This window comes from Amycolatopsis sp. NPDC024027, assembly GCF_040638975.1.
Classification (GTDB): domain Bacteria; phylum Actinomycetota; class Actinomycetes; order Mycobacteriales; family Pseudonocardiaceae; genus Amycolatopsis.
This window is the reverse complement of sequence record NZ_JBEZYY010000001.1, coordinates 559318-581186: the sequence shown is the minus strand read 5'-3', so window position 1 is coordinate 581186 and position 21869 is coordinate 559318. Positions and strand designations below refer to the sequence as shown.

The 21869-nt window shown below is 70.9% G+C and carries 21 protein-coding genes; 9 read left to right on the top strand and 12 right to left on the bottom strand.

From position 1 onward, the window contains the following. Positions 1–32: 32 nt before the first annotated feature. Complete coding sequence (locus AB0F52_RS02800; RefSeq protein ID WP_360163852.1) at positions 33–932, bottom strand: hypothetical protein; 900 nt, start codon at positions 930–932, stop codon at positions 33–35. A gap of 104 nt (positions 933–1036) precedes the next feature. Between AB0F52_RS02800 and AB0F52_RS02795 the strand changes: the two genes are divergently transcribed. Beyond that, positions 1037–2695: an AMP-binding protein gene (locus tag AB0F52_RS02795; RefSeq protein ID WP_360163850.1), complete on the top strand. Its 1659-nt coding sequence runs from the start codon at positions 1037–1039 to the stop codon at positions 2693–2695. A 102-nt stretch (positions 2696–2797) separates the two neighbouring features. Next, positions 2798–3937 carry a hypothetical protein gene (locus tag AB0F52_RS02790; RefSeq protein ID WP_360163848.1) on the top strand — a complete coding sequence of 380 codons (1140 nt, stop codon included), beginning with the start codon at positions 2798–2800 and terminating at the stop codon, positions 3935–3937. Between the two features lie 45 nt (positions 3938–3982). Here the strand turns inward: AB0F52_RS02790 and AB0F52_RS02785 are convergent, their stop codons facing one another. Together AB0F52_RS02785 and AB0F52_RS02780 are read right to left on the bottom strand one after the other, a co-directional pair. After that, positions 3983–4951: a R2-like ligand-binding oxidase gene (locus AB0F52_RS02785; RefSeq protein WP_360163846.1), complete on the bottom strand. Its 969-nt coding sequence runs from the start codon at positions 4949–4951 to the stop codon at positions 3983–3985. A gap of 22 nt (positions 4952–4973) precedes the next feature. Continuing rightward, on the bottom strand, positions 4974–5558 hold the full coding sequence (locus AB0F52_RS02780; RefSeq protein WP_360163844.1) for a TetR family transcriptional regulator: 585 nt from the start codon (positions 5556–5558) through the stop codon (positions 4974–4976). Between the two features lie 95 nt (positions 5559–5653). Between AB0F52_RS02780 and AB0F52_RS02775 the strand changes: the two genes are divergently transcribed. After that, positions 5654–6277: an HAD family hydrolase gene (locus AB0F52_RS02775; RefSeq protein ID WP_360163842.1), complete on the top strand. Its 624-nt coding sequence runs from the start codon at positions 5654–5656 to the stop codon at positions 6275–6277. 1 nt (position 6278) lies between these two features. Here the strand turns inward: AB0F52_RS02775 and AB0F52_RS02770 are convergent, their stop codons facing one another. Next, on the bottom strand, positions 6279–6515 hold the full coding sequence (locus AB0F52_RS02770) for a hypothetical protein (RefSeq protein ID WP_360163840.1): 237 nt from the start codon (positions 6513–6515) through the stop codon (positions 6279–6281). 131 nt (positions 6516–6646) lie between these two features. Between AB0F52_RS02770 and AB0F52_RS02765 the strand changes: the two genes are divergently transcribed. Further along, on the top strand, positions 6647–7033 hold the full coding sequence (locus tag AB0F52_RS02765) for a cold-shock protein (protein WP_013230216.1): 387 nt from the start codon (positions 6647–6649) through the stop codon (positions 7031–7033). Here AB0F52_RS02765 and AB0F52_RS02760 read toward each other — a convergent pair. Genes AB0F52_RS02760 through AB0F52_RS02750 form a run of 3 tightly spaced genes read right to left on the bottom strand, consistent with a single transcriptional unit; the run spans position 7030 to position 10225 of the window. Then, positions 7030–7506 carry a DUF2771 family protein gene (locus tag AB0F52_RS02760; RefSeq protein WP_360163838.1) on the bottom strand — a complete coding sequence of 159 codons (477 nt, stop codon included), beginning with the start codon at positions 7504–7506 and terminating at the stop codon, positions 7030–7032. The genes AB0F52_RS02765 and AB0F52_RS02760 overlap by 4 nt on opposite strands. A gap of 11 nt (positions 7507–7517) precedes the next feature. Further along, positions 7518–9407 carry an MFS transporter gene (locus AB0F52_RS02755; protein ID WP_360163836.1) on the bottom strand — a complete coding sequence of 630 codons (1890 nt, stop codon included), beginning with the start codon at positions 9405–9407 and terminating at the stop codon, positions 7518–7520. Positions 9408–9457: 50 nt separating this feature from the next. Beyond that, entirely contained in the window at positions 9458–10225 is a 768-nt protein-coding gene (locus AB0F52_RS02750) for a glutaminyl-peptide cyclotransferase (protein WP_360163834.1), read from the bottom strand. A 51-nt stretch (positions 10226–10276) separates the two neighbouring features. Between AB0F52_RS02750 and AB0F52_RS02745 the strand changes: the two genes are divergently transcribed. Then, positions 10277–12085 carry a DUF3027 domain-containing protein gene (locus AB0F52_RS02745; RefSeq protein ID WP_360164595.1) on the top strand — a complete coding sequence of 603 codons (1809 nt, stop codon included), beginning with the start codon at positions 10277–10279 and terminating at the stop codon, positions 12083–12085. Continuing rightward, positions 12082–14889 carry a molecular chaperone Hsp90 gene (locus AB0F52_RS02740; protein ID WP_360163832.1) on the top strand — a complete coding sequence of 936 codons (2808 nt, stop codon included), beginning with the start codon at positions 12082–12084 and terminating at the stop codon, positions 14887–14889. Before AB0F52_RS02745 ends, AB0F52_RS02740 begins: the two co-directional genes overlap by 4 nt. 11 nt (positions 14890–14900) lie before the next feature. Here AB0F52_RS02740 and AB0F52_RS02735 read toward each other — a convergent pair whose 3' ends face one another. Further along, the gene (locus AB0F52_RS02735; RefSeq protein ID WP_013230210.1) at positions 14901–15128 is read right to left on the bottom strand and encodes a DUF2530 domain-containing protein; all 228 of its coding nucleotides are present in this window, start codon (positions 15126–15128) and stop codon (positions 14901–14903) included. Between the two features lie 83 nt (positions 15129–15211). Between AB0F52_RS02735 and AB0F52_RS02730 the strand changes: the two genes are divergently transcribed. After that, a complete protein-coding gene (locus AB0F52_RS02730) occupies positions 15212–16681 on the top strand; it encodes an NCS2 family permease (protein ID WP_360163830.1) in 1470 nt (489 codons plus the stop codon). On the opposite strand, the gene AB0F52_RS02725 is transcribed toward AB0F52_RS02730, so the two are convergent. Beyond that, on the bottom strand, positions 16682–17266 hold the full coding sequence (locus tag AB0F52_RS02725; RefSeq protein WP_360163828.1) for a hypothetical protein: 585 nt from the start codon (positions 17264–17266) through the stop codon (positions 16682–16684). It abuts the gene before it with no gap. A gap of 107 nt (positions 17267–17373) precedes the next feature. Between AB0F52_RS02725 and AB0F52_RS02720 the strand changes: the two genes are divergently transcribed. Beyond that, the gene (locus AB0F52_RS02720) at positions 17374–17805 is read left to right on the top strand and encodes a MarR family transcriptional regulator (protein WP_360163826.1); all 432 of its coding nucleotides are present in this window, start codon (positions 17374–17376) and stop codon (positions 17803–17805) included. Positions 17806–17918: 113 nt separating this feature from the next. Next, the gene (locus AB0F52_RS02715) at positions 17919–19175 is read left to right on the top strand and encodes an MFS transporter (RefSeq protein ID WP_360163824.1); all 1257 of its coding nucleotides are present in this window, start codon (positions 17919–17921) and stop codon (positions 19173–19175) included. 238 nt (positions 19176–19413) lie between these two features. On the opposite strand, the gene AB0F52_RS02710 is transcribed toward AB0F52_RS02715, so the two are convergent. From AB0F52_RS02710 to AB0F52_RS02700, 3 genes are all read right to left on the bottom strand, one after another. Next, complete coding sequence (locus AB0F52_RS02710; protein ID WP_360163822.1) at positions 19414–20223, bottom strand: arylamine N-acetyltransferase; 810 nt, start codon at positions 20221–20223, stop codon at positions 19414–19416. A 104-nt stretch (positions 20224–20327) separates the two neighbouring features. Beyond that, on the bottom strand, positions 20328–20951 hold the full coding sequence (locus AB0F52_RS02705; RefSeq protein WP_103336673.1) for a superoxide dismutase: 624 nt from the start codon (positions 20949–20951) through the stop codon (positions 20328–20330). 197 nt (positions 20952–21148) lie between these two features. Further along, a complete protein-coding gene (locus tag AB0F52_RS02700; RefSeq protein WP_360163820.1) occupies positions 21149–21808 on the bottom strand; it encodes a biliverdin-producing heme oxygenase in 660 nt (219 codons plus the stop codon). Positions 21809–21869 lie beyond the last annotated feature (61 nt).

Sequence of the window (21869 nt, the reverse complement as noted above, 5' to 3'; positions counted from 1 at the left end):
TCCGTTCGGACCCTACCAACCCCGCCGGGCGCTCACGCGTCGACGACGAGGACCTCGTAGGTCGGGCTGGTGGGCGGGGTGCCGCTGTAGATGTGGGAGTTGACGACGGCGAGCCGGTCGCCGATCTTCGCCGCCGAGACGGGCTGGTCGAACAGCGGATCGGTGATCGTCTCCGTGAGCCGGCCGTGGCTCAGGTCGCCGTCGAGGCACCACCGGGTGATCTTGTCGTCGAGCTGCACCGCCCAGAGCCGGTGCCCTTCGAGCACGAGGCTGACGACGCTGGGCGCGTCCACGCCCGCGATCTCCGCGCTGGCCCCGGTGACCGGGTTGATCTTGTACACCTTGCCGGGGATCGTGGCGGCCACGAGCAGGGTGTCGCCGGACGGCGTGGCGATGACGTCGTTCATGAAGAAGCTGCCCGGAGCGCCGCCGGCCCCCGGCCCGCTCAGCGGCAGGGTGCGGGGCGTGCCGAGCCGGCCGGCCACGATCGGCACGAAGAACAGCTGCGGGTGGTACGAGTCGGTGAACCACGCGCCCTGCGGGGTCACCGCCACGTCGTTGATGTAGGACGTCTGCGGGTCGCCGAAGGTGTAGTCCGCGACCTTCGCCTTGGTGCGGACGTTGTAGACGTACGCCTTGCCGTGGTCCCCACCGGCGACGAACAGCAGGTCGTGGCGCCGGTCCAGGTCCACCCCGGCCGCCGCGGTGCCGGGCGGCGCCTCGATGAAGCGCTCGGCCTTCCCGCTCCGGACGTCCTCGCGGAAGATCGTGCCGGCGAAGAGGTCGCCGGTGTAGTAGGTACCGCCGCCGGCGGAGGTGATCCCTTCGGCGGACGTGGCACCGGGCAGCACGATCACCCGCGTCGCCGCCGACGCCGGTGCGGCCGGTGTGAGCAGCAGGATCGCCACGGCCAGAGCAAGAAGTCTTCGCATCGGGTTCCCTCCCTCGTTCGCGGGTGGATCCTGCCACCGACCTGGCTGACCCGGTACCTGGTTCTTAGACTCGGCGGCAGTCACCGTCGACTTCAGGAGGCACCATGCCTGACGCGCCCGCCCTGCCGAGCTACGCCTCGGGGACCTCGGAGGTTCCGCTGCTCGGGGACACCATCGGCGACAACTTCGACCGGACGGTGGCCGCGTTCGGGGAGCGGGACGCCCTCGTCGACCGGGCCGCCGGGAAGCGGTGGACCTACCGGGAGCTGGCCGCCGAGGTGTCCGCGCTCGCGCTGGGGCTGGTCGCGCAGGGCATCGGCAAGGGCGACCGGGTCGGCATCTGGTCGCCGAACCGGGCGGAGTGGACGTTCCTGCAGTACGCGACGGCGAAGATCGGCGCCATCCTGGTCAACATCAACCCCGCCTACCGCGCGCACGAACTGGAGTACGTCCTCAACCAGGCGGGGATCCGGCTGCTGGTCGCGTCGGACTTGTTCAAGACGTCCGACTACCCGGCGATGGCCGAGGAGGTGCGCGAGAAGTGCGCGGGGCTCGAGCAGGTCGTGATCCTGGGCGGCGAGGGCTGGCAGGCGCTGCTGGACGCCGGCCGCGGGGGTGACCCGGCGCAGCTGGCGCACCTGCAGGCCGGGCTGTCGGCCGACGACCCGATCAACATCCAGTACACGTCCGGGACCACGGGCTTCCCCAAGGGCGCCACGCTGTCCCACCACAACATCCTGAACAACGGCTACTTCGTCGGCGAGCTCTGCAACTACACCGAGCAGGACAAGGTGTGCATCCCGGTGCCCTTCTACCACTGCTTCGGCATGGTGATGGGCAACCTGGCCTGCACCAGCCACGGCGCCTGCATGGTCATCCCGGCCCCGGCGTTCGACCCCCGCGCCACCCTCGAAGCGGTCGCGGCCGAGCGGTGCACGTCGCTCTACGGCGTGCCGACGATGTTCATCGCCGAGCTCAACCACCCGGACTTCGGCGAGTTCGACCTGACGTCGCTGCGCACCGGGATCATGGCCGGGTCGCCGTGCCCGGTCGAGGTGATGAAGCAGGTCATCGACCGGATGGGGATGGCGGAGGTGTCCATCTGCTACGGCATGACCGAGACGTCCCCGGTGTCGACGCAGACCCGCTCCGACGACTCGATCGAGCGCCGCGTGTCGACGGTCGGGCGGGTCGGGCCGCACCTGGAGGTCAAGGTCGTCGACCCCGAAACCGGCCTGACGGTCCCGCGCGGCGAGCCGGGCGAGCTGTGCACGCGCGGGTACTCGGTGATGCTCGGGTACTGGGAACAGCCCGACAAGACGGCCGAGGCGATCGACGCGGCCCGCTGGATGCACACCGGCGACCTGGCGGTGATGGACGGCGACGGCTACGTCAACATCACCGGCCGCATCAAGGACATGGTCATCCGCGGCGGCGAGAACCTGTACCCGCGTGAGATCGAGGAGTTCCTGTACACGCACCCGGACATCCTCGACGCGCAGGTGATCGGCGTCCCCGACGAGAAGTACGGCGAAGAGCTGATGGCCTGGGTGCGGATGCGCGAAGGCGCTTCGCCGTTGACGGCGGAGAAGGTGCGCGAGTTCTGCAGCGGCAAGCTGGCGCACTACAAGATCCCGCGGTACGTCCACGTCGTGGAGGAGTTCCCGATGACGGTGACCGGCAAGGTCCGCAAGATCGAGATGCGCGAGAAGTCGATCAGCCTGCTGGGCCTGGAGCAGGCCGCGGCAGCCAAGCACGCCTAAACCGCACGCGACTAAACCGGCCGGGGTGGCCAGGCGTTGTCCCGTCGCGGCGGGGGACGCTTCCGGACGGAAGCGACGGGAACCGCCGCGGGAGGGGGAGTCGTGCTGTCCAGCCTGAAGAAACCGCTCACCGTGGGGACGCTGCTCGCGGCGGCCGCGCTGGGCCTGCCGGGTGTCGCGACCGCGGCCACGGTGGGCCCGGTCGACCTCGGCACTCTGCCGGGCGACGCGTTCAGCACGGTGAACGCGATCAACGCCGGCGGCACCATGGTCGGCGAATCGCTTCCGCAGGACGTGCGCATGCGGTTCCACCCGGTGAAGTGGGACCGCCAGGGCCGGATCAGCGCCCTGCCGACGCTGGGCGGCGAACAGGGCCGGCCGGTCGCCGTCAACGACTACGGGGTGGCTGTGGGCTGGGCCCATGACACGCAGGGCGACATACACGCGGTTCGCTGGGCCCCGGACGGCTCGGTCAAGGAGCTGCCGTGGGCCGGGTCGTCCGACGCGGCCGTGATCAGCCGGACCGGCGTGGTCGCCGGTGGCGGCAGCAACCCGCAGGGCACCTATGTCGCGCTGCGCTGGGCTCCGGGCGGTTCGGTCACCCAGCTGGCGTCGCTGCCCGGCGGTGGGCAGGCCGTCGTCACCGGGATCACTGCCGACGGCTCGCTGGTCAGCGGCGAAGCCTGGGACGCCGCAGGCAACCAGCACGCGGTCCGCTGGAGCGCCACCGGCGCGATCACCGATCTCTCGCCGGGCAACCAGGGCAACCCGGGCGCCACGGCGGCCGCGATCAACGACTTCGGGGTGATCGCCGGGACCGTCACCGAGGCCGGCCAGCAGGTCCCGGTGGCCTGGAAGCGGGATGGGCGGCAGGTGCGGCTCGACTGGCCGGCGCCGCCGGCCTCCGCGACGCCGCGCGCGATCAACCGCGCCGGGGTGGTCGTCGGCAGCGGGGACGTCGACTTCGCCGAGAACCGGGCAGTGCGCTGGACCGCGAGCGGGGTGACCGTGCTGCAGGGTGCTCGGCGGTCCGTGGCGGTGGCGATCAACGACTCGGGCACGGCGGTCGGCGACGTCGAATCGGTGGCGGCCCGGTGGGCGGCCGATGGCACCGAAACGATCCTCGGCGCCCTGCCCGACGGTGCCTACAGCTGGGCGACCGGGATCTCCGCCGACGGGACGATCATCGGCCGGTCCGATCGGTCCTACGGCTGGCACGCGGTCTACTGGCCGGCGAGCTGACGACCTGGCGCCGGGGCGGTGTCCGCACCGCCCCGGCGAGCGTCCTCAGCCCACCGCCGCGGCGGCCTCCGCGATCGCCTTCGCGTCTTCTTCGCCGAAGGTTTCCTCGAGCTGCTCGGGCGAATAGTCGACGTCGATCTGCTCCACCGGCATCCCGCGCGCCGACTCGATCGCGCCCAGCCGCCGCTGGGCCCGGTCGGCCGCGTACTGGATGATCTCCTGCGGGTCGTTGTCGAACGGCAGTTCCTCGAACTGGTCCTGCACCCACTGGATCATGCTCAACGCGTGCGGCAGCAGTTCGCCCATGCGCTGCTGCACCGCGTCCCACAGGGAGTCGTCCGCCGCGACGTGCCGGCGGCAGGTGAACGTGCCCCAGGCCATGTGGCGGCGCTCGTCGTCGCCGATGCGGCGGACCAGTTCCTGCATGCCCGGCAGGATGTCGTGCTGGGTGCAGATCAGCTGCCACGAGTAGTACCCGGTGAGCGCGAGGCTGCCCTCGATCACGTGGTTGTAGGTGACGCTCGCACGGATCTGGTTGAGCGGGCTGGGATCGTCCTCCAAAGCCCGCAGCGACTGCGGCAGCTCTTCGTAGAACAGCTTGCGGTAGTGCGGGTTTTCGGCGACGAACGGGTGGAGGTCCTGCGTCAGCCCGACCGCGTCCATCCAGCGCCGGAACACCTCGGTGTGCTTGGCTTCCTCGAAGCAGAACTGCGTCAGGTACATCTCGTCGCCGAACCGGCCGGTCGCCGACATCGCCCGCATGAACGGCTGGATGTCCTCGGTGACCGCCTCTTCGCCGGCGATGAACTGCGCGACGAGGTACGTCGTGCTGCGCTGCTGCTCCGGGTTGAGGGAGTCCCAGCCTTCGCGTTCCCGGCTGAAGTCGATGTCCGCCGGGTTCCAGAACTTCTTGTTGCCCTTGACGAACAGCCGCAGCGGGAACGAGTCCCAGTTCAGGCCGCCCTTGCGCAGCGAGGAAAAGCCGGTCCGGAGTTCCGGGAGCGTGTCGGTCATCGTGTCACTCCGATAGACGATTTCAGTGGACGAATCGGCGGATGGCGGGTTCCAGTACCGCGGTGACGGCGTCGGCCGCTTCGGTCGCCGAGTGCGTGGAGAGCACCAGGTGCGACAGGGAAAGGCGCACGGCGGTCTCCGCGAGCAGGGCCGCGGCTTCGGCGGAGAGCCCGGGTTCGAACTCGCGGTACTGCTCGGCGGCGAGGTCCGCGGCCGCGGTGAGGATCGGCTCGCCCCGGGTCGTGAGCAGCGGCAGCAGGTCCTCGGCCGCTTCGGTGCCGAGCGCCGCCGCGACCAGGCGGTTCTCCCGGGCGTGCTCGATCGTGTAGACGACGGCGTGGTGGATGCCCGCCAGGAGCCCGTCCGCCGTTTCGAACCGCTGCCGGATCCCGTCGAGGAACTCCGCCGCGGTGCGCAGCGCCACCGCCTGGGTCAGCGCCGCCTTGTTCCCGAACTCGTTGTAGACCGTCTGCCTGCTCACGCCGGCCTTCGCGGCGACGTCGGCCATCCGCAGGCCCGCGTGGCCGCGGTCCGGCAGCAGGTCGGCGGCGGCGTCGAGCAGTGTTTCGCGGAGGGACGCCTTCGTCCGCTCGGTGAAGCTGGTCACACTTTCACCTTGACACAGATCGCTCTCCTGTCAAGGTGCTGTACACGTTCGGTTCGCGCGTAAAACTGTCGGTAGCAGCGGCTACCGTGTCGGCTGTGGGCATCACCGTGGGGTTCGACCTCGACATGACACTGATCGACGCGCGGCCGGGGATGGCCGCGGCGATGAACGCGCTCGGCGTCGAATCCGGCTTGCCGCTGGATGGCGACGCGTTCGCGGCCAACCTCGGCCCGCCGCTCGACGACATCCTGCGCGGCTTCGAGGCGCCCGAGGAACGCATCCCCGGGCTCGTCGACCGGTTCCGCGCGATGTACCCCGAGGTGGTCGTGCCGAGCGCGGTCGCGCTGCCGGGGGCGGTCGAGTCGCTCCGGGCGGTCCGGGCCGCGGGCGGCCGCACGCTGGTCGTCACCGGCAAGTACGGGCCCAACGCGCAGCTGCACGTGGACGCGCTCGGGCTCGACGTCGACGAGGTCGTCGGCGAGCTGTGGTCGACGCAGAAGGCCGAGGCGCTCCTGGCCCACGACGCCCGCGTGTATGTCGGAGATCACGCCGGTGACATCCGGGGTGCGCTCGCCGCCGGGGCGATCCCGGTCGGCGTCACCACCGGGCCGTGCGACCGCACGCTCCTGCTGAGCGAAGGTGCCGAGGTGGTGTTCGAGTCGCTGACCGAGTTCCCGGAGTGGTTCGAGAAGACGTTCGCGGGGAGCGTGGTGCCTTAACTCATTTCTTGGCGCGCGCCTCGATCACCAGCGCGATCAAGCCCAGCGCCAGGCCCAGGGGCGTGATCACCCCGGCGGCGAGGGACAGCCACACCGGCAGGTTCTCCAGGCCGGCGGCGAACATGATGAACACCGCCAGCACGGCGACCATGCCGAGACCGAAAAGCCCGATGCCGATGCGCATCAGGAACGGTTTGCCGGGAGCGGCCACGCCCGCCTCCTTCGTCGTGCTCTTCATGACGCAAAAGGGTATCCGGCGGTATCGGCTTCTCCCCAGGGCCTGTGGCGAGATACCCTTTACCCAGCGCGCCCTGGGTACGCCCCGGGCGCGTTCGTCGTGAGCGGACAGCAGAAAGACTGGTGAGGGAAGTGCCGACCGGCAAGGTCAAGTGGTACGACGCGGAGAAGGGGTTCGGCTTCGTCACGCAGGACGGTGGCGCCGACGTCTACATTCGCAAGGCCGCGCTGCCGCAGGGCGTCGAGGGGCTGAAGGCCGGCCAGCGGCTGGAGTTCGGCGTCGCCGACGGCCGACGCGGTCCGCAGGCGCTCTCCGTCCGGCTGCTCGACCCGCCGCCGTCCGTCGCCGAGGCGCGCCGTCGCCCGGCCGAGGAGCTGCACGGCCTGATCGAGGACATGATCAAGCTGCTCGAGCTGAAGGTGCAGCCGGACCTGCGGCGCAACCGCTACCCGGACCGCAAGCACACCAAGCAGATCGCCGAGATCATGCGCGCGGTCGCCCGCGACATCGATCCCTAAGCCTCCAGCCGCAGGCCCCACACGTCACTGGGCAGCAGCCCCGACTCGCCGGTGTCCGCGTTGAGCACGGCCGTGTACTTCTGCACGTCCACCGCCGAGATGCGGTCGGCGGGCGTCGGCGGCGTGACCGTGTAGGCGTAGCGGTCCAGTGACGTGAACGGGATCGGGGCGCTCTGCTTGAACTCGCCCTGCGGGGTCACGTACTCGTAGACGATCTGCCAGGGCGAGTCCGCGACTTCGCCGGGCACCGAGATCTGCACCGGCTTGCCCGGGCGGACCTTCAGCGTCTGCGTCGAGCCCTTCGCGTCGCAGGGCTGCGCGAGCTTCTGCGAGTAGTCGCACGTGAGCACGGGCGCGGTGTTGATGGTGTGGCCGTCGGCGTAGAAGGTGACCTCGGCCGGGCCGGGTGCCGAGCAGCCGGCCACCGCGAACCCACCGGCCGCAAGCAGGGCCACCACCCGGGTACGTCGCATGGGCTCAGACCCTACCGGCGGGCTCGCGGGTCGCTGGGCAGGCCCTGGGCCGGGAAGCTGCCGGTCGGCTCGGGGCGCAGCGGCCGGTCACCGCCGAGGCCGGGCACGAGCGAGCCGCCGCGGCGCACGAGGAACGTCTGCGCGCACCCGACGGCCAGCACGACCGTGATCACCAGGAAGCCGATCCAGTACGTCGGCGGCAGCAGCAGGCCGACCGCGCCGCCGAGGCACCAGGCCAGCTGCAGCACGGTCTCCGAGCGGCCGAACGCCGAGGCGCGCGACTCCTCGGGCAGGTCTTCCTGGATGACGGCGTCGAGGCTGATCTTGGCCAGCGCGCTGGCGGTCGCGCCGACCAAGCCGACGATCGCGGCCGTGGCCAGGCCGGGCAGGATCGTCGCGACCAGCGCGGCCAGCACGCAGCCCGCCACGCACCCGACGATCACCTGGTCCGGGCTGCCGAAGTGCAGGCGCGAGCCCAGCGCGTTGCCGAGGAAGCCGCCGGCCCCCGCCGCGGCACCGATCACGCCGAGCAGCAGCAGCTGCATGAACGGCGTCTGGCCGCTGCCCTCGGTCTGGGCCTTGACCGCGAACGCGGCGAACATCATGAGGAAGCCGGTGAGCACGCGCACCGAGCCGTTGCCCCAGAGCGCGACGACGATGTGGCGCCCCATCGGCTGACGTCGTTTCTTCTCCTTCGGGTGAGCCGAAAGGGAAGTCGGCACCTCGCCCTCGGTGGCCTCCACCCAGGCCGGGATCCGCATCGACTGCACGGCCGCGGCGACGCAGATCAGCGCGGTGAACCACAGCGCGCCCGCCGAGCCGGAGATCGCGTTGATGCCGCTGGCCACCGCGCCGAACACCCCGGCGGCGACCAGGCCGAACGTGGTCAGCCGGGCGTTCGTCTTGGACAGCGTGATCTCCGACGGCAGCACCCGGGGGGTGACCGCGGCCTTGAGCACGGTGAACGACTTCGACAGCACCATCATCCCGAGCGCGGCCGGGTAGAGCAGCCAGTCGTCGAAGTGCAGCGCCATCACCACGGCCATCAGGCCCTGGCCGATCGAAGACGCGCACATCGCCAGCCGCCGGCCGCGCTGCACCTTGTCGAGCGCGGGCCCGATCACCGGCGCGACCAGCGCGAACGGTGCGATCGTGATGAGCAGGTAGAGCGCCACCTTGCCCTTGCTCTCGCCGCTGGTGGCGGCGAAGAACAGGGTGTTGGCCAGCGCGATCGCCATCGCCGCGTCGCTGGCGTAGTTCAGCATCACGGCGTAGGTCAGCGAGGTGAGGCCGGACTTCTCGGCGCCGTCGGCCTTCGTCGCGCGCTGGAAGGCGCCGACGGCCTGGCCGGTCAGCTGGCGGCTGCGCATCGCCGCCACCCGCGTGACGGTGATCTTCTTCGGCAGCTTCGGCGTCCCGCCCGGCGTGCGCGGCTCTTCCCGGGGCGGCTGCGGTGGCTGGGGCGCCGGCTCCGGCGGCCGCGGTTCGCCCGCGTAGCCGCCGGTGTCGTAGTGCTCGTACTCGCCGCTGCCGGGGTAGCGTTCGCCCTGGTAGAAGCCACTGCCGGGCGGCTCGCGGCGCACCGGCTCGGTGCGGTGCGGGTCATAGGGCCGGGCCCCGCGCGAGGGCGGCGGCCGGTGGTTCGCCGGCGCGGCCGCGGTGGGGGCTTCGTCGGCGTTCGGCACGCGGCCGCCGGGGAACCCCGCGCGCGGCGGGACGGGCCGCTGGACGCGGGTGGGTGGGGGCGGGCTGCCGTGCTCGGCGCGCGGCGCGGCGGCATCCCGCCAGGACCGGGCCTGCGCGGCGCCCGGTTCCGGCGTCCAGCGCCGCTTGGACTTCCGGCCGTGCGGCTGGCCCGACGGGGTGCCGTCGGAGCCGGAGCGCGAGCCGAAGAGTGCCACGTGTCAATCCTGCCTTACCGGGGGCCGGTTCCGCCTGCTCATCCGTGCTTTCACGCCGGAGCCGGGACGAAGCTCACCCGGAACGTGACCGGCCACTGCTTCCCGGTGAGCAGGAAATCGCCGGTGCCCGGGACGGCGGCGATACCGTTGAGCACGTCTTCGGCGCCCGTGGCGTTCACTTTCGCGCGCAGCTGACCTGCGTCGATCGTCCCGGTCACGCGTCCGGTGGCGGCCTCGATCCGCAGGATGGTGTCGGTGTGCCAAACGTTTGCGTAGACGTCGTCGCCGACGCATTCAAGCTCGTTGAGCTGGTCGCGGCCGACGTCGACACCCCCGGTGACGGCGAAGGTCTTGGGGTCCCGGAAGGTCAGCCGCGCGGAGCCGTTGCTCATCACCAGCCGGCCGCCGGCCTGGTGGCACAGGCCCCAGCCTTCGCCCTGGAACGGCACGCGCCGCAGCTCGGTGAGGGTCGCCGAGTCGCGTTCGATGGCGAACCCGTCCTGCCAGGTGAGCTGCCACAGCGTCGGCCCGAGGACGGTGACGCCCTCGCCGAACAGCGGCGACGGCAGCGTGGCCGTGGTCCGGGGCTCGCCGCCCGCCGGCCCCGCGGTGAGCGTCGACCGCCCGGCGAGCCCGGTGCTCTCGTACAGGGTGTCGCCGGCGAACTCGAGGCCTTCGGTGAAGGCGGCGGGGTCGTGCGGCAGCGTCGAGACCACCTGGACGGTGAGGCGTTCCGGGCCCGCCTCCTGCGCGGGGGCGCCGGCGCAGCCGCCCAGGGCGGCGGCCAACAGCAGCGAGGTGACGATCGGCGTGCGCACGTAGAACAGCCTGGCACGGGCGCCGCGGATGCGTGCGGCACAATTGGCCGTATGACTCTGCTGCTGACCCTGGACGACGGTGCCGTGCAGCGCAAACTCGCCGAAGCGGTGGAGTTCGCGCGAGCTGCGGTGCTGGAGGACGCACCCGAGGAGCAGCTCGGCGCCCATGTGGGCGTCACCCGCGAGGACGCGGTCACGGCGAGTCACCTGTTCGAGGCCCAGGTCCCGGGCTACGGAGGCTGGCGCTGGTCGGTCACGGTCGCGGCAGCGGGCGAAGACGAGCCGGTGACGGTCAGCGAGGTCGTGCTGGTGCCGGGCCCCTCGGCGCTGGTCGCCCCGGCCTGGGTGCCCTGGGAGCGCCGGGTGCGCGCGGGCGACCTCGGAGTGGGCGACATCTTCCCGACGGCGGAGAACGACCCCCGCCTGGTGCCGGCGTACCTCCAGTCGGACGACCCGGCGGTGGAGGAGGTCGCCCGCGAGGCGGGCTTGGGTCGCGTGCACGCGCTGTCCCGGTTCGGCCGTACGGAGGCGGCGGCGCGGTGGCACGCGGGCGAGTTCGGACCGCGGTCGGACATGGCCCGCAGTGCACCGGACGTGTGCGGGACGTGCGGGTTCTTCGTACCGCTGGCGGGCTCGCTGAGCGGGGTGTTCGGGGTGTGCGGCAACGACATCGCCCCGGCGGACGGCCACGTGGTGGACGTGGAGTACGGGTGCGGAGCGCACTCGGAGGTGGAGGTCGAGGTGACCTCGTCGGTCCCGGTGGCCGAGCTGGTGTACGACGATTCTTTGTTGGACTTCACACCGGCACCGGCACCGGCGGTGGTGGAGACGGCGGCGGCCGAGCCGGAGACGGGCATCGCGGAGTCGGACGTATCGCCGGCGGAGGTGGAGCCGGAGACGGTACAGGCGGAGTCTGCTGAGGCGGCGGCTGCGGTGGCCGAGCCTGCCGCGGCGGAGGTCGCTGAGCCGGGTGATGCGGCGGTGGCCGAGCCGGTGACGGCGGTGGCCGAGCCTGCCGCGGCGGAGGTCGCTGAGCCGAGTGCTGCGGCGGTGGCCGAGCCAGCGGCGGCGGAGGCCGAGGCTGCGGCGGAACCGGTGGCGCCTGAGGTGGCCGAGCCGGGTGATGCGGCGGTGACCGAGCCGGTCGCGGAGGAAGCGGTGGCCGAGCCGGTCGCGGCTGAGGTCGCTGAGCCGGGTGAAGCTGCGGAAGCGTCTGAGCCGGTGGTGTCGGAAGCGAGCGACGTGCCCGAAGTGGTCGGCGAGTCGGCCGAGCCGGTGGAGGCCGGTGAAGTTGCCGAAGCGGTCGCAGCTCCGGAGGCGCCCGAGGCGCCGGCCGAACCGGTTGCGGACCCTGCGGTGACCGATGCGGTGGCCGAGCCGGTGGTGGACGAGGTGCTCGAGCCCGCGGAAGCCGAGCCGACGCAAGCCGAGGTCACCGATGCGGCTGTGGTTCGGGCTGCTCCCGAGCCGCAGGAACCCGCGATCGAGCCCGAGACGGGTGAGATTCCGGTGGCCGCCGAGTCGGATGCTGCGGAGGTGGATCCCGTCCCCGCCGAGGTGACCGACCTCGCTGCCGCGCCGGTCTCGGCCGAGTCTGCTGAAAGCGAGCGGCAAGGAGTAGCGGCGCCGACCTCGGCTGAAGCTGAGGCCGAGGCTGAGGCCGCCGTGGTGCCGGAACCCGCCGATGCGGAGCCGACCCAGGTCGAGGTGACCGATGCCGAGCCGGCCTCGGGCGACGTGCAGGGCGATGCGGATGGTGAACCTCAGGACAGCGATGTTCCCCCCGCCGTCCTCACCGACAACGTTGTGAGCGAGGCCGACGAAGCGCAAGCCCAGGTCGACAACGCTCCCGAACGGTGATCGGCGACACCCCTGAGCCGGGCGATCCCTTCGGGACCGCGCGGCTCCGCGAGGCCACCCTGCGCTCCTGGCGGGACTCGCCCACCCGGCTCACCGAAGACACCAACGTCGAACGGGACCTCCGTGTCGGCGCCTACCGGGATCGGCTGTTCGTCGAGCTCGCGCAGAACGCCGCCGATGCCGCCATGGCCGGGGGGACGCCCGGGCGGGTTCGGGTGTCCCTTGTGGACTCCGAACTGCGGTTCGCCAACACCGGCGCTCCGCTCGACGCCCGGGGCGTCGCCTCGCTCGCCTCGCTGCGGGCCTCCGGCAAGACCGGGGAGACCGTCGGGCGCTTCGGGGTCGGGTTCGCCGCCGTGCGGACCGTCTCCGACGAACCGCGCGTCGTCTCCGCCACCGGCGGGGTCGCCTTCTCCGCCGATCGCACCCGGCAAGCCGCCGGGATCGAGGGGGACGTTCCCGTCCTGCGGCTCCCGTGGCCCGTTCCCGCCGACGTGCCGCCCGGCTTCGACACCGAAGTCCGGCTGCCGCTGCGGGACGGCGTCGACGGGCGGACCCTGCTCGACGACCTCGCCCGGGACGTCGCCGATCTGCTGCTGGCCCTGCCCTGGCTGGCGGAATTCGACGTCGACGGTCGCGTTTGGACGCGCGAAGCCGACGGCGAACACGTCGAAATCCGGGGCCCCGAACGGGAAACGCGCTGGCTGACTCATCGCGGCGATGTCGTGTGGGCGGTCCCAGTCGGTGCCGATGGGGCACCGCGGCCGCTCGACGAGGATGTTCTGCACGCCCCGACGCCCACCGACGACGGGCTGTCGCTGCCCGCCCGGCTGCTCGCTTCCGTTCCGGTCGAACCGTCGCGACGTCGCGCGCTGCCCGGACCCGAACTGGCGCAAGCGCTCGAGGCGGCGGCGAAGGAATACGTCGGGCTCGTCCGGCTGCTGCCGGCCGGGCAACGGTTCGCGCTCGTGCCGGTGCCCGGGTTTCCGAAGTCCACTGTAGACAACAAGCTGCGTGACGAGGTCTTGGCCGTCCTCGCGGTGGAACCGTGGCTGTCCACTCGGGACGGCAAGGAAGTTGCCGGTCGGCAGGCCCGGGTGCTCGACGTCGACGTGCCCGGCCTGCCCGCGCTGCTCGCCGAGCTCGTGCCCGGCCTGGTCGAAGGGCCCGCGCAAGTCATCAAAGCCGTTTCGGGGCAAGTGATCGGCATCGAAGAGGTGCTGGACACGCTCACCGGCGTCACGCGCGATCCGGGCTGGTGGCGGGAACTCTACGCGGCACTGGCGATCGCCGTCGAGTCGCACGCGCTCGCCGCCGAACGGCTGGACGGTCTGCCCGTTCCGCTGTCGGACGGCCGGACGCTGCCGGGCGCCCGCGGCTGCCTGCTCGTCGAAGGCTCGGCCGAACTGCTTGATCTGCTGTCCGATGTGGACATCCCGGGGCTGCGGCTGGTGCACCCGGCCGCCTCGCACCCGCTCCTGGAACGCTTGGGTGCCAAGCACGCTGACGCCCGCGAACTGCTCAACGCCGATCAGCTGCGTGACGCCGTCGAGCGCAGCACCGAGGACGTCCGGTCCGGTTTGGACGGTACGACGCTCGCCGGTGCGGTGCTGCGGCTGATCGCCGACTGCGGGGACGACGCCCCGCGCTGGGTCGGTGCGCTCGCCTTGCCCGGCACCGATACCTGGCGCCGGGCCGACGAACTCGTCCTGCCGACGTCGCCGCTGCTCGACATCTTCGACGAGGAAGTGTTCGAAGAAGACGGCGCGATGGACGTCCTCGACGAGGACTTCGCCGAAGACTGGCCGCAAAGCACCCTCGAAGCCGCCGGTGTGCTCGACTCCTTCGCGGTGGTCGTCGACGACGAGCCGCACGAGCCCGACCACGACCTGCCCGACGAGGAAGCCTGGTGGGACTCGCGGCCGAAGCCGCCGTCGACGCTCGTCGCGATCCGTGACCTGGACCTCGTCGCCGACGACGCCTGGCCCGCCGCCCTGCGCCTGCTCGCCGCGCGACCGGAAACCTGGCAGGCCCTGCGCGCGCCGCACGGGCACGCCGCTTGGTGGATCGCGCAGTACGCCGTGCTCGAAGGGGCCGCGCCGAACGAATGGCGGCTGCCGGACGCCGATCTGGCGGGGCTCTTCGACGAGATTCCCGATGTCGGCCTGAGTGCAGAACTTCTTGGGATTGCCGGTGTCCGCGCGGACCTGACATTGTCCAGTGTGGACGAGGCGAAAGATGTCCTCGACCGGCTCGCCGACCCGGAACGCGTGGTCTCGCCCGGGCTGACCACGCGCGCTTACGACGCCGTCGTCGAGTCCGGATTGGAGCCGGGCGTGCCGCGGGCCGTCCGGGCCGCGGACGGGTCCGTTGTGGACGACGCGCTGGTTCTGGACGTGCCGTGGGTCGCCGGGGCGCTCGAACCCGGCCAGTACCTGGTCGCCCCCGAGGACCCGGAGCGGCTGGCGGACCTGCTCGACCTGCCGCTCGCGAGCACGGAGGAGGCCCGGGTCGTCAGCGAGGGCGAGTACGCGCCCTGGGCCGAGCTCCCCGCGCTGAAGCTCGTCGCGGACCAGCTCGGCATCCGGCTCCCGGACGGCGGCGTCCTGGTGCACGACCCGCTCTCCGTGCGCATCCAAGGTGCCGAACACGACGTCCAGTGGTGGTCCGACGACCGGTTGCACGCGGCCGACACGTCGGAGGGCTTGGCCCGCGCGTTCGCCTGGGCGGCCGGGCGCTGGCCCGACCGGCACCTGATCACTGCTCTCCTCGAGGACCCTTCGCCCAGGACGCTGCTCGCGTAAACGGCAGCGCCTCAGAGCCGCTGGGCCGACTTCGACCCGCGACGGGCGGCGGCGCGCTGCCAGGCGATGATCGCCAGGCCGACGAAGCCGAGCGCGAAACCGGACAGCGCGGTCTGCACCCACAGCCCCGAAGTCGTGAAGAAGAGCACCACCAGCGCGACAGCCCAGATCGAGGTGCCTACGATCACCACCGGCGTCAGGTCGGTGAGCCTCTTGGGCAGCTCCGGCGTGTGCCGCAACGAGCCCGTAACCTCCGGTGGATTGATCGGTTCACTCACGTGGTGAAGGGTACTCCGCAGCAGCGAGAGAATGGGCAGGGCGAATGGCGGAGCAGGAGACGACCCGCACCGGGACGTCCACACTGGACCGGTTCTTCAAGATCACCGAGCGGGGGTCGACCGTGCCGCGCGAGCTGCGCGGCGGCCTGGTCACCTTCGTCACGATGGCCTACATCGTGGTGCTGAACCCGCTGATCATCGGCAGCTTCTCGGCCGGCGACGCGGGCGCGCACAAGGACGTCCTGGGCGGCATCCTCCCGGTGCCGCAGGTCGCCGCGGTGACCGCGCTGGTCGCCGGCGTGATGACCATCCTCATGGGCCTGGTCGCGAACTACCCGTTCGCCATCGCGACCGGCCTGGGCATCAACAGCCTGGTGGCGGTCACCATCGCCCCGCAGATGACCTGGCCCGAGGCGATGGGCCTGGTCGTCATCGAGGGCGTGATCATCGTCCTGCTGGTGCTCACCGGGTTCCGCACCGCCGTGTTCCGGGCCGTGCCGGCCGCGCTGAAGTCGGCGATCGCCGTCGGCATCGGCGTGTTCATCTGCCTGATCGGCCTGGTCGACGCCGGGTTCGTACGGCGGCTGCCGGACGCCGCGCACACCACCGTCCCGGTCGGCCTGGGCATCAACGGCTCGATCGCCTCGTGGCCGACCGCGGTGTTCGTCGTGGGCCTGCTGGTCACCGGCATCCTGGTCGTCCGGAAGGTCAAGGGCGCGATCCTGATCGGCGTGCTGACCTCGACCGTGCTGGCCATCGTCGTCGAGGCGATCGTCAAGGCCGGGCCGTCGCAGGGCACCAACCCGAAGGGCTGGAACCTCGGCTACCCGGCGCTGCCGGACCAGGTGCTCGGCCTGCCGAACCTCTCGCTGGTCGGCGACGTCTCGTTCGGCGCCTGGACGCGGCTGCCGATCATCACCGTCTGCCTGCTCGTGTTCACGCTGGTCCTGGCCGACTTCTTCGACGCCATGGGCACCATGACCGGCCTCGCGAAGGAGGCCGACCTGCTCCCGGCGGACGGTCAGCTCCCCAACGTCGGCAAGGCGCTGTTCGTCGAGGGCCTCGCGGGCGCGGCCGGCGGGTTCGGCTCGGCCAGCTCGAACACCGTGTTCGTCGAGTCGGCGTCCGGCATCGCCGAAGGCGCGCGGACGGGACTGGCGAACGTCGTCACCGGCGTGCTCTTCATCGCCGCGATGTTCCTGACCCCGCTCTACCAGGTGGTGCCGGTCGAGGCGGCCGCGCCGGCCCTGGTCGTGGTCGGCGCGATGCTGATGGCGCAGGTCCGCGACATCGACTTCACCGACTACTCGATCGCGCTGCCCGCGTTCCTGACCATCGTCGTCATGCCGTTCACCTACTCGATCGCGAACGGCATCGGCGCCGGGTTCGTCAGCTACGTCGTGATCCGCGCCGCCACCGGCAAGGCCCGTCAGGTGCACCCGCTGATGTGGGTGATCGCGCTGGCGTTCGTCGCCTACTTCGCGGTCGGGCCGCTGCAGGCGGCGTTCCGCTGATCAGCCCGCGGCACTGACCTTCATCGCGGCGTCCAGCACGCCGCGGTTGCGGTCGAATTCGGCGGGCGGCGCCTCGTAGCGGATCGTGACGAGGCTGTCGCCCGCGCCGAGCCCGATGACGGTGGCCCGTAGGGGGTAGCCGTCGCGGAGGTAGGTGTAGTCCCATTCCGCCGCATCCCCTTCCCCGATGTCACCGGCGGCCACGGGCTTGACGACCGAGTCGGTCTGGTGCGCCTTCGCGGCCACGGCTTTGAGCCCGCTCAGCGCGTCCTCCTGCGTGATCGGCACCTTGTCGGTCTCCAGGAGGAGCTGACCGCTGCGGTAGCTCGCGCGGTCGTTCTCGTGCGTGACTGTCCAGCCGGTCGGGACCGGGATCTGGATCGACCAGCCGCGCCCGCCGGCCACATCGGGGAAGTTGTAGGCCTCCAGGGTTCCCTGGTACGGCAGCGTGGTGGTCGCCGGCATCGACGGCGACGGCGGTGGTGCGGCGGCGGGCGCTTCCTCGCCGCCGCCTGCGAACTGGACCACCACGATCGCCAGGACCGCCGCGCCGACCACGGCCGAGCCCACCAGCTTCTTGTTCATCCGACTCCCCAGGTTTCTGCTCCTGGGGAAGACGCACGGCCCTGTTCCAGGTTGCGGATAGACGGAGATCACCCGCGCGGCGAAGTTTCGTAAGGTATGCTAACTATATGTCCGGCGACACGCACGAACGCTCTTTGGCGAGCCGTCTGCGTCTCGCGGTGGTCCGGCTCAACCGCCGGCTGCGGGCACAGCGCGTCGGGGACGACCTCACGCTGACGCAGGTCGCCGCGCTGTCCACCCTGCACAAGTGTGGTGCGCTGACCCCGGGTCAGCTCGCCGCGAAGGAAGGCGTCCAGCCACCTTCGATGACGAGGGTGATCGCCGCGCTCGAGGAACTGGGGTTCGTCGAGCGGCGCCCCCACCCGACCGATGGCAGGCAAGCCATCGTCGAGCTGTCCGAGAGCGGGCTGGCCTACGTTCGGAGGGCCATTTCCGTGCGGGAGGCGTGGCTGGACCGGCAATTGGCGGAACTCGGCGACGAAGAGCTCGAAGTGCTCTCCAAGGCCGCCGAAATCATAGACAGGATGGCGGGGAACTAACCACGGTGACGGCCACGGGTAGCGAAACCAAGCGTTCGATCCAGACCACTGCTACCCGGGAATCGGCCGCACCGCCGTCCGCGTCACCACCGTCCGGACCCCGGCGCGGCAGCATGTTCGCCTCCCTGCGCGTCCGCAACTACCGGCTGTTCTTCACCGGCCAGGTCATCTCGAACATCGGCACCTGGATGCAGCGCATCGCCCAGGACTGGCTGGTGTTCACCCTCAGCGGCAACAACCCGATCGCCCTCGGGGTCGCGGTCGCGCTGCAGTTCACGCCGACGCTGTTCCTCTCGCTCTGGGCCGGCGTCCTCGCCGACCGCGTCGACAAGCGGCGGCTGCTCACCTGGATCCAGGTCGCGGCGTGTTCGCAGGCCGTCATCCTCGGCGTGCTCGACCTGAGCGGGATCGCCGCGCTGTGGCACGTCTACGTCCTGTGCTTCACCCTCGGCGTGACGGCGGCGCTGGAAGTGCCGACGCGGCAGTCGTTCGTCGCCGAGATGGTGGGCCGCGACCAGGTCACGAACGCCGTCGCGCTGAACTCGTCGATCTTCAACATGGCGCGGATCGTCGGCCCGGCGATCGCCGGGTTCGCGATCACCTGGATCGGCACCGGCTGGCTGTTCATCGCGAATGCGCTCAGCACGGTCGCGGTGATCACCGGGCTGATCCTGATGAACCCGGACAAACTGTTCCGCGTCGCGGCCGTGCCGCGCGAGAAGGGCCAGCTGGCCGAGGGCCTGCGGTACGTCCGCCGCCGGTCGGACCTGATGACGGTGATGGTGCTGGTGCTGTTCGTCAGCACGTTCGGCATCACGTACTTCAGCTCGCTGCCGATCGTCGCCGCGAACGTCTTCCACACCGCGGCCGACGGCTACGGCCTCCTCTCGACGCTGGTCGCGGTCGGCACCTTCACCGGCGCGCTGATGTCCGCCCGCCGGGGCACCAAGGGGCGCCCGCGGGTGCGGCTGATGCTGGTGTCCGCGTTCTTCCTGGGCGTGTTCGAGCTGCTCACCGCGTTCATGCCGACGTACCTGACGTTCGGCCTCGGCCTGATCCCGCTCGGCTTCGCCACGATGACCTTCCTCAACACCGCGAACGCGCTGGTGCAGACGTCGGTCAGCCCGGAGATGCGGGGACGCGTGATGGGCTTGTACGTGCTGGTGCTGATCGGCGGCAACCCGATCGGCGGGCCGATGGTCGGGTGGATGGCCCAGGAGTTCGGCGGGCGGTCTCCGTTCTACATCGGCGGCGCGGTTTCGGCCGTGGCCGCGGTCGTGTGCGCGGTGGTGCTGATCCGGCGGGGCGGGATTTCCTGGCCGGTGAAGCGCGGCCTGGGGCTGCGGGTGCTCAAGCGGACGAAGTTCTGACGGGACGTATCGGTTCGAATTCACGGCGTGACCGTATCGGCGACCACCGACAAAAACCGGGGGCCAGCCGCCTCGATGTCACCCGGAAGAGTGAGATCGGAGTCTCTGTCGCCGCTCTCTTGCCCGCGCAGATGAGGTTAGGCTAACCTCATGCTTGTCCGCTTCGTGGTGGGAGCGGCAGTCAGTTCGGGAACGGACGGAGCCCCGGCCCTGGGAAAACCCCAGGCCGGGGCTTCGTTCACATCAGCGCAGTGTCCGGCTGGCGCACGCGGTCGGTCAAGGGACTCCCGCCCGGCGGGACCGGCAGGTGCGTCAGAGTCATCCCGAAGTACACGCGGTACGCCGCGCGGATCGCCTGCGAAGAAGGCAGGCGAAGCTCGTTCCGGACGCCGTCGACCGTCTCGATCAGCTTGTCGCCCGACAGCGTCACCCGGCCCTGCGACGTCGGGCGGGAGCACGTCAGCGAGCGGGTGAAGTGGGACTCGGGCGACGTCGTCTGCCACCACGCCATCGGGATGAAGTCGGCCAGCGGGCGCGGGCGGCGCTCCAGGCGGTACTGCGGCTCGCCGTCCCGCAGGACGTCGAAGTCGCCGTGCGGTGCGTCCAGCACCAGGAACTCGCCCTCGGGGTCCGGTTGGCCGTCCACGGCGGACAGCCGCAGCGGATGCCGGGAGAACCGGCCGAAACCGACGTCCACCAGCCAGTCCTCCTCCAGGGAAACGACGATCGCCGCGTGGTCCAGGGGCGGGCCGAGCGTGCCGTCGGCGTGGAAGACCTGCGCCGCGTGCAGTGAAGCGTCGTACCCCAGTTCGCGCAGCAGTGCGACGAACAGGCCGTTCAGCTCGTAGCAGAACCCACCCCGGCGGCGGTGCACGATCTTGGCGAACAGGGCGTCCTCGTCCAGCTCGACGGGCTCGCCGAGGTGGCTGCTCAGGTTCTCGAACGGCACCGCGGACAGGTGGCGCTCCTGCAGGTGGCGCAGCGTCGCGAGGTCGGGCGCGGCCGGGCGGGCGACGCCGAGGCGGTCCAAGTACGCGTCGATGTCCATGCCGCCCACTGAAACACCTCGACCGCACTCGAGGTCAAGGGATTTTCACCCGGCGACGAAAACGGGGCCCTCCCCGCAAGGGAGGGCCCCGCCGACGAGAAAACTCAGCCGAGCAGCAGGCCGTTGCCGCCCGCGACGGCGTTGTCGAAGCGCTTGCTGATCTCCGCCCAGTTGAAGATGTTCCACAGGGCCTTGACGTAGTCGGGCTTCACGTTCTTGTAGTCCAGGTAGAACGCGTGCTCCCAGACGTCGACCAGCAGGATCGGCACGGTCGGCAGGATCAGGTTGTTGTGGTGGTCACGCAGCTGCTGGGTGATCAGCGTCTTGCCGATCGGGTCCCAGGAGAGCGCGCCCCAGCCGTTGCCCTGGATCGTGGTCGAGACGGCGGTGAACTGCGCCTTGAACTTGTCGAAGGAGCCAAACGCCTCGTCGATCGCCGCGGCCAGCTCGCCGGTCGGCTTGTCGCCACCTTCGGGCGACAGGATCTTCCACCACACGACGTGGTTGGCGTGGCCGGCCAGGTTGAAGGCCAGCGTCGTCTCGAGACCGACGATGTTGCCGAAGTCACCGGCGTCGCGGGCTTCCGCGATCTTGTCGAGCGTGTCGTTCGCGCCCTTGACGTAGGTCGCGTGGTGCTTGCTGTGGTGCAGCTCGTTGATCTCGCCGGAGATGTGGGGCGCCAGGGCGCTGTAGTCGTAGTCGAGATCGGGGAGCTCGTAGCGGGCCATTGGCCCTCCTTCTGTCTTCGACACAAGTTTCCGGTATCGAACCTAGTAGCACACGCCCCCTTGCGGCGAGCGGGGGCAGGTGGCCGTCACTGCGTGGGACGGCGGCTCTTCAAGTGGCGTACCCGAGGGTCCGGCACCCGAAACCGAGCCTGCTACCTGCACCTAAGTGGAGGTCAACGAGCTGTGAGATCGATCATTCAGGCGCGGAACTCGTCGAGCCGCAGCGCCAGTTCGTCGAACACGGCGACGTTGCACTCGAACGCCACCAGTGTCTCCTCGATCACGCGGGCGCGCTCGTCGTCGTCCCAGGGCGCGTTGTCCAGCTTCGCCCGGTACTGGTCCCGGAAGCGAGGGGCGCTGCCGATGCCGTCGAAGTGGTAGAACAGCGCACCCGCCTCGGCGACGTCGTAGTTCTTCTCGAGCGTCCGCCGGATGACCTGGCCGCCGGCGATGTCGCCGAGGTAGCGCGTGTAGTGGTGGGCCACGTACCCGCCGGCCCACGTCGAGGCTTCGCGAATCCGGGCGACGTACTCGCGAGTGGCGGCCAGCGGCGAGATCGTCGCGCGCCAGTCCGGGCCGGCGAGGTGGGCGAGGTCGCGCTCGAGGAGCGGGAGGCGCCGCAGCTCGTCGAAGACGAACTCGCCGCCGACGCCGTCGCCGGCCATCGCGTCGCTCGCCGCCTCGATCGCGCCGTAGATGAAGTAGTACTGGATCGCCAGCTGGGTGTAGCCGTCCCGCGTCAGTTCCCCGCCGAGCAGGGCGCGCATGTAGGCCGAGTAGTTCGCCCGGTCGTGGACTTCGAGGGTCGACGCGCGCAAGGTCGCCGAAAACGGGCGGGCGTCCGTGGTCACCGACATGGGCAGGCCTCCCGGCGATCGATCTGACACGCTGTCAGAAAGATCGTAGGGCAAGAATCGG

Coding starts and splice junctions, on each gene's coding strand:
- AB0F52_RS02800 (WP_360163852.1), bottom strand. CDS start 932: ATGCGAAGACTTCTTGCTCTGGCCGTGGCGATCCTGCTGCTCACACCG.
- AB0F52_RS02795 (WP_360163850.1), top strand. CDS start 1,037: ATGCCTGACGCGCCCGCCCTGCCGAGCTACGCCTCGGGGACCTCGGAG.
- AB0F52_RS02785 (WP_360163846.1), bottom strand. CDS start 4,951: ATGACCGACACGCTCCCGGAACTCCGGACCGGCTTTTCCTCGCTGCGC.
- AB0F52_RS02770 (WP_360163840.1), bottom strand. CDS start 6,515: ATGAAGAGCACGACGAAGGAGGCGGGCGTGGCCGCTCCCGGCAAACCG.
- AB0F52_RS02760 (WP_360163838.1), bottom strand. CDS start 7,506: ATGCGACGTACCCGGGTGGTGGCCCTGCTTGCGGCCGGTGGGTTCGCG.
- AB0F52_RS02745 (WP_360164595.1), top strand. CDS start 10,277: ATGACTCTGCTGCTGACCCTGGACGACGGTGCCGTGCAGCGCAAACTC.
- AB0F52_RS02730 (WP_360163830.1), top strand. CDS start 15,212: ATGGCGGAGCAGGAGACGACCCGCACCGGGACGTCCACACTGGACCGG.
- AB0F52_RS02725 (WP_360163828.1), bottom strand. CDS start 17,266: ATGAACAAGAAGCTGGTGGGCTCGGCCGTGGTCGGCGCGGCGGTCCTG.
- AB0F52_RS02720 (WP_360163826.1), top strand. CDS start 17,374: ATGTCCGGCGACACGCACGAACGCTCTTTGGCGAGCCGTCTGCGTCTC.
- AB0F52_RS02715 (WP_360163824.1), top strand. CDS start 17,919: ATGTTCGCCTCCCTGCGCGTCCGCAACTACCGGCTGTTCTTCACCGGC.
- AB0F52_RS02710 (WP_360163822.1), bottom strand. CDS start 20,223: ATGGACATCGACGCGTACTTGGACCGCCTCGGCGTCGCCCGCCCGGCC.
- AB0F52_RS02705 (WP_103336673.1), bottom strand. CDS start 20,951: ATGGCCCGCTACGAGCTCCCCGATCTCGACTACGACTACAGCGCCCTG.
- AB0F52_RS02700 (WP_360163820.1), bottom strand. CDS start 21,808: ATGTCGGTGACCACGGACGCCCGCCCGTTTTCGGCGACCTTGCGCGCG.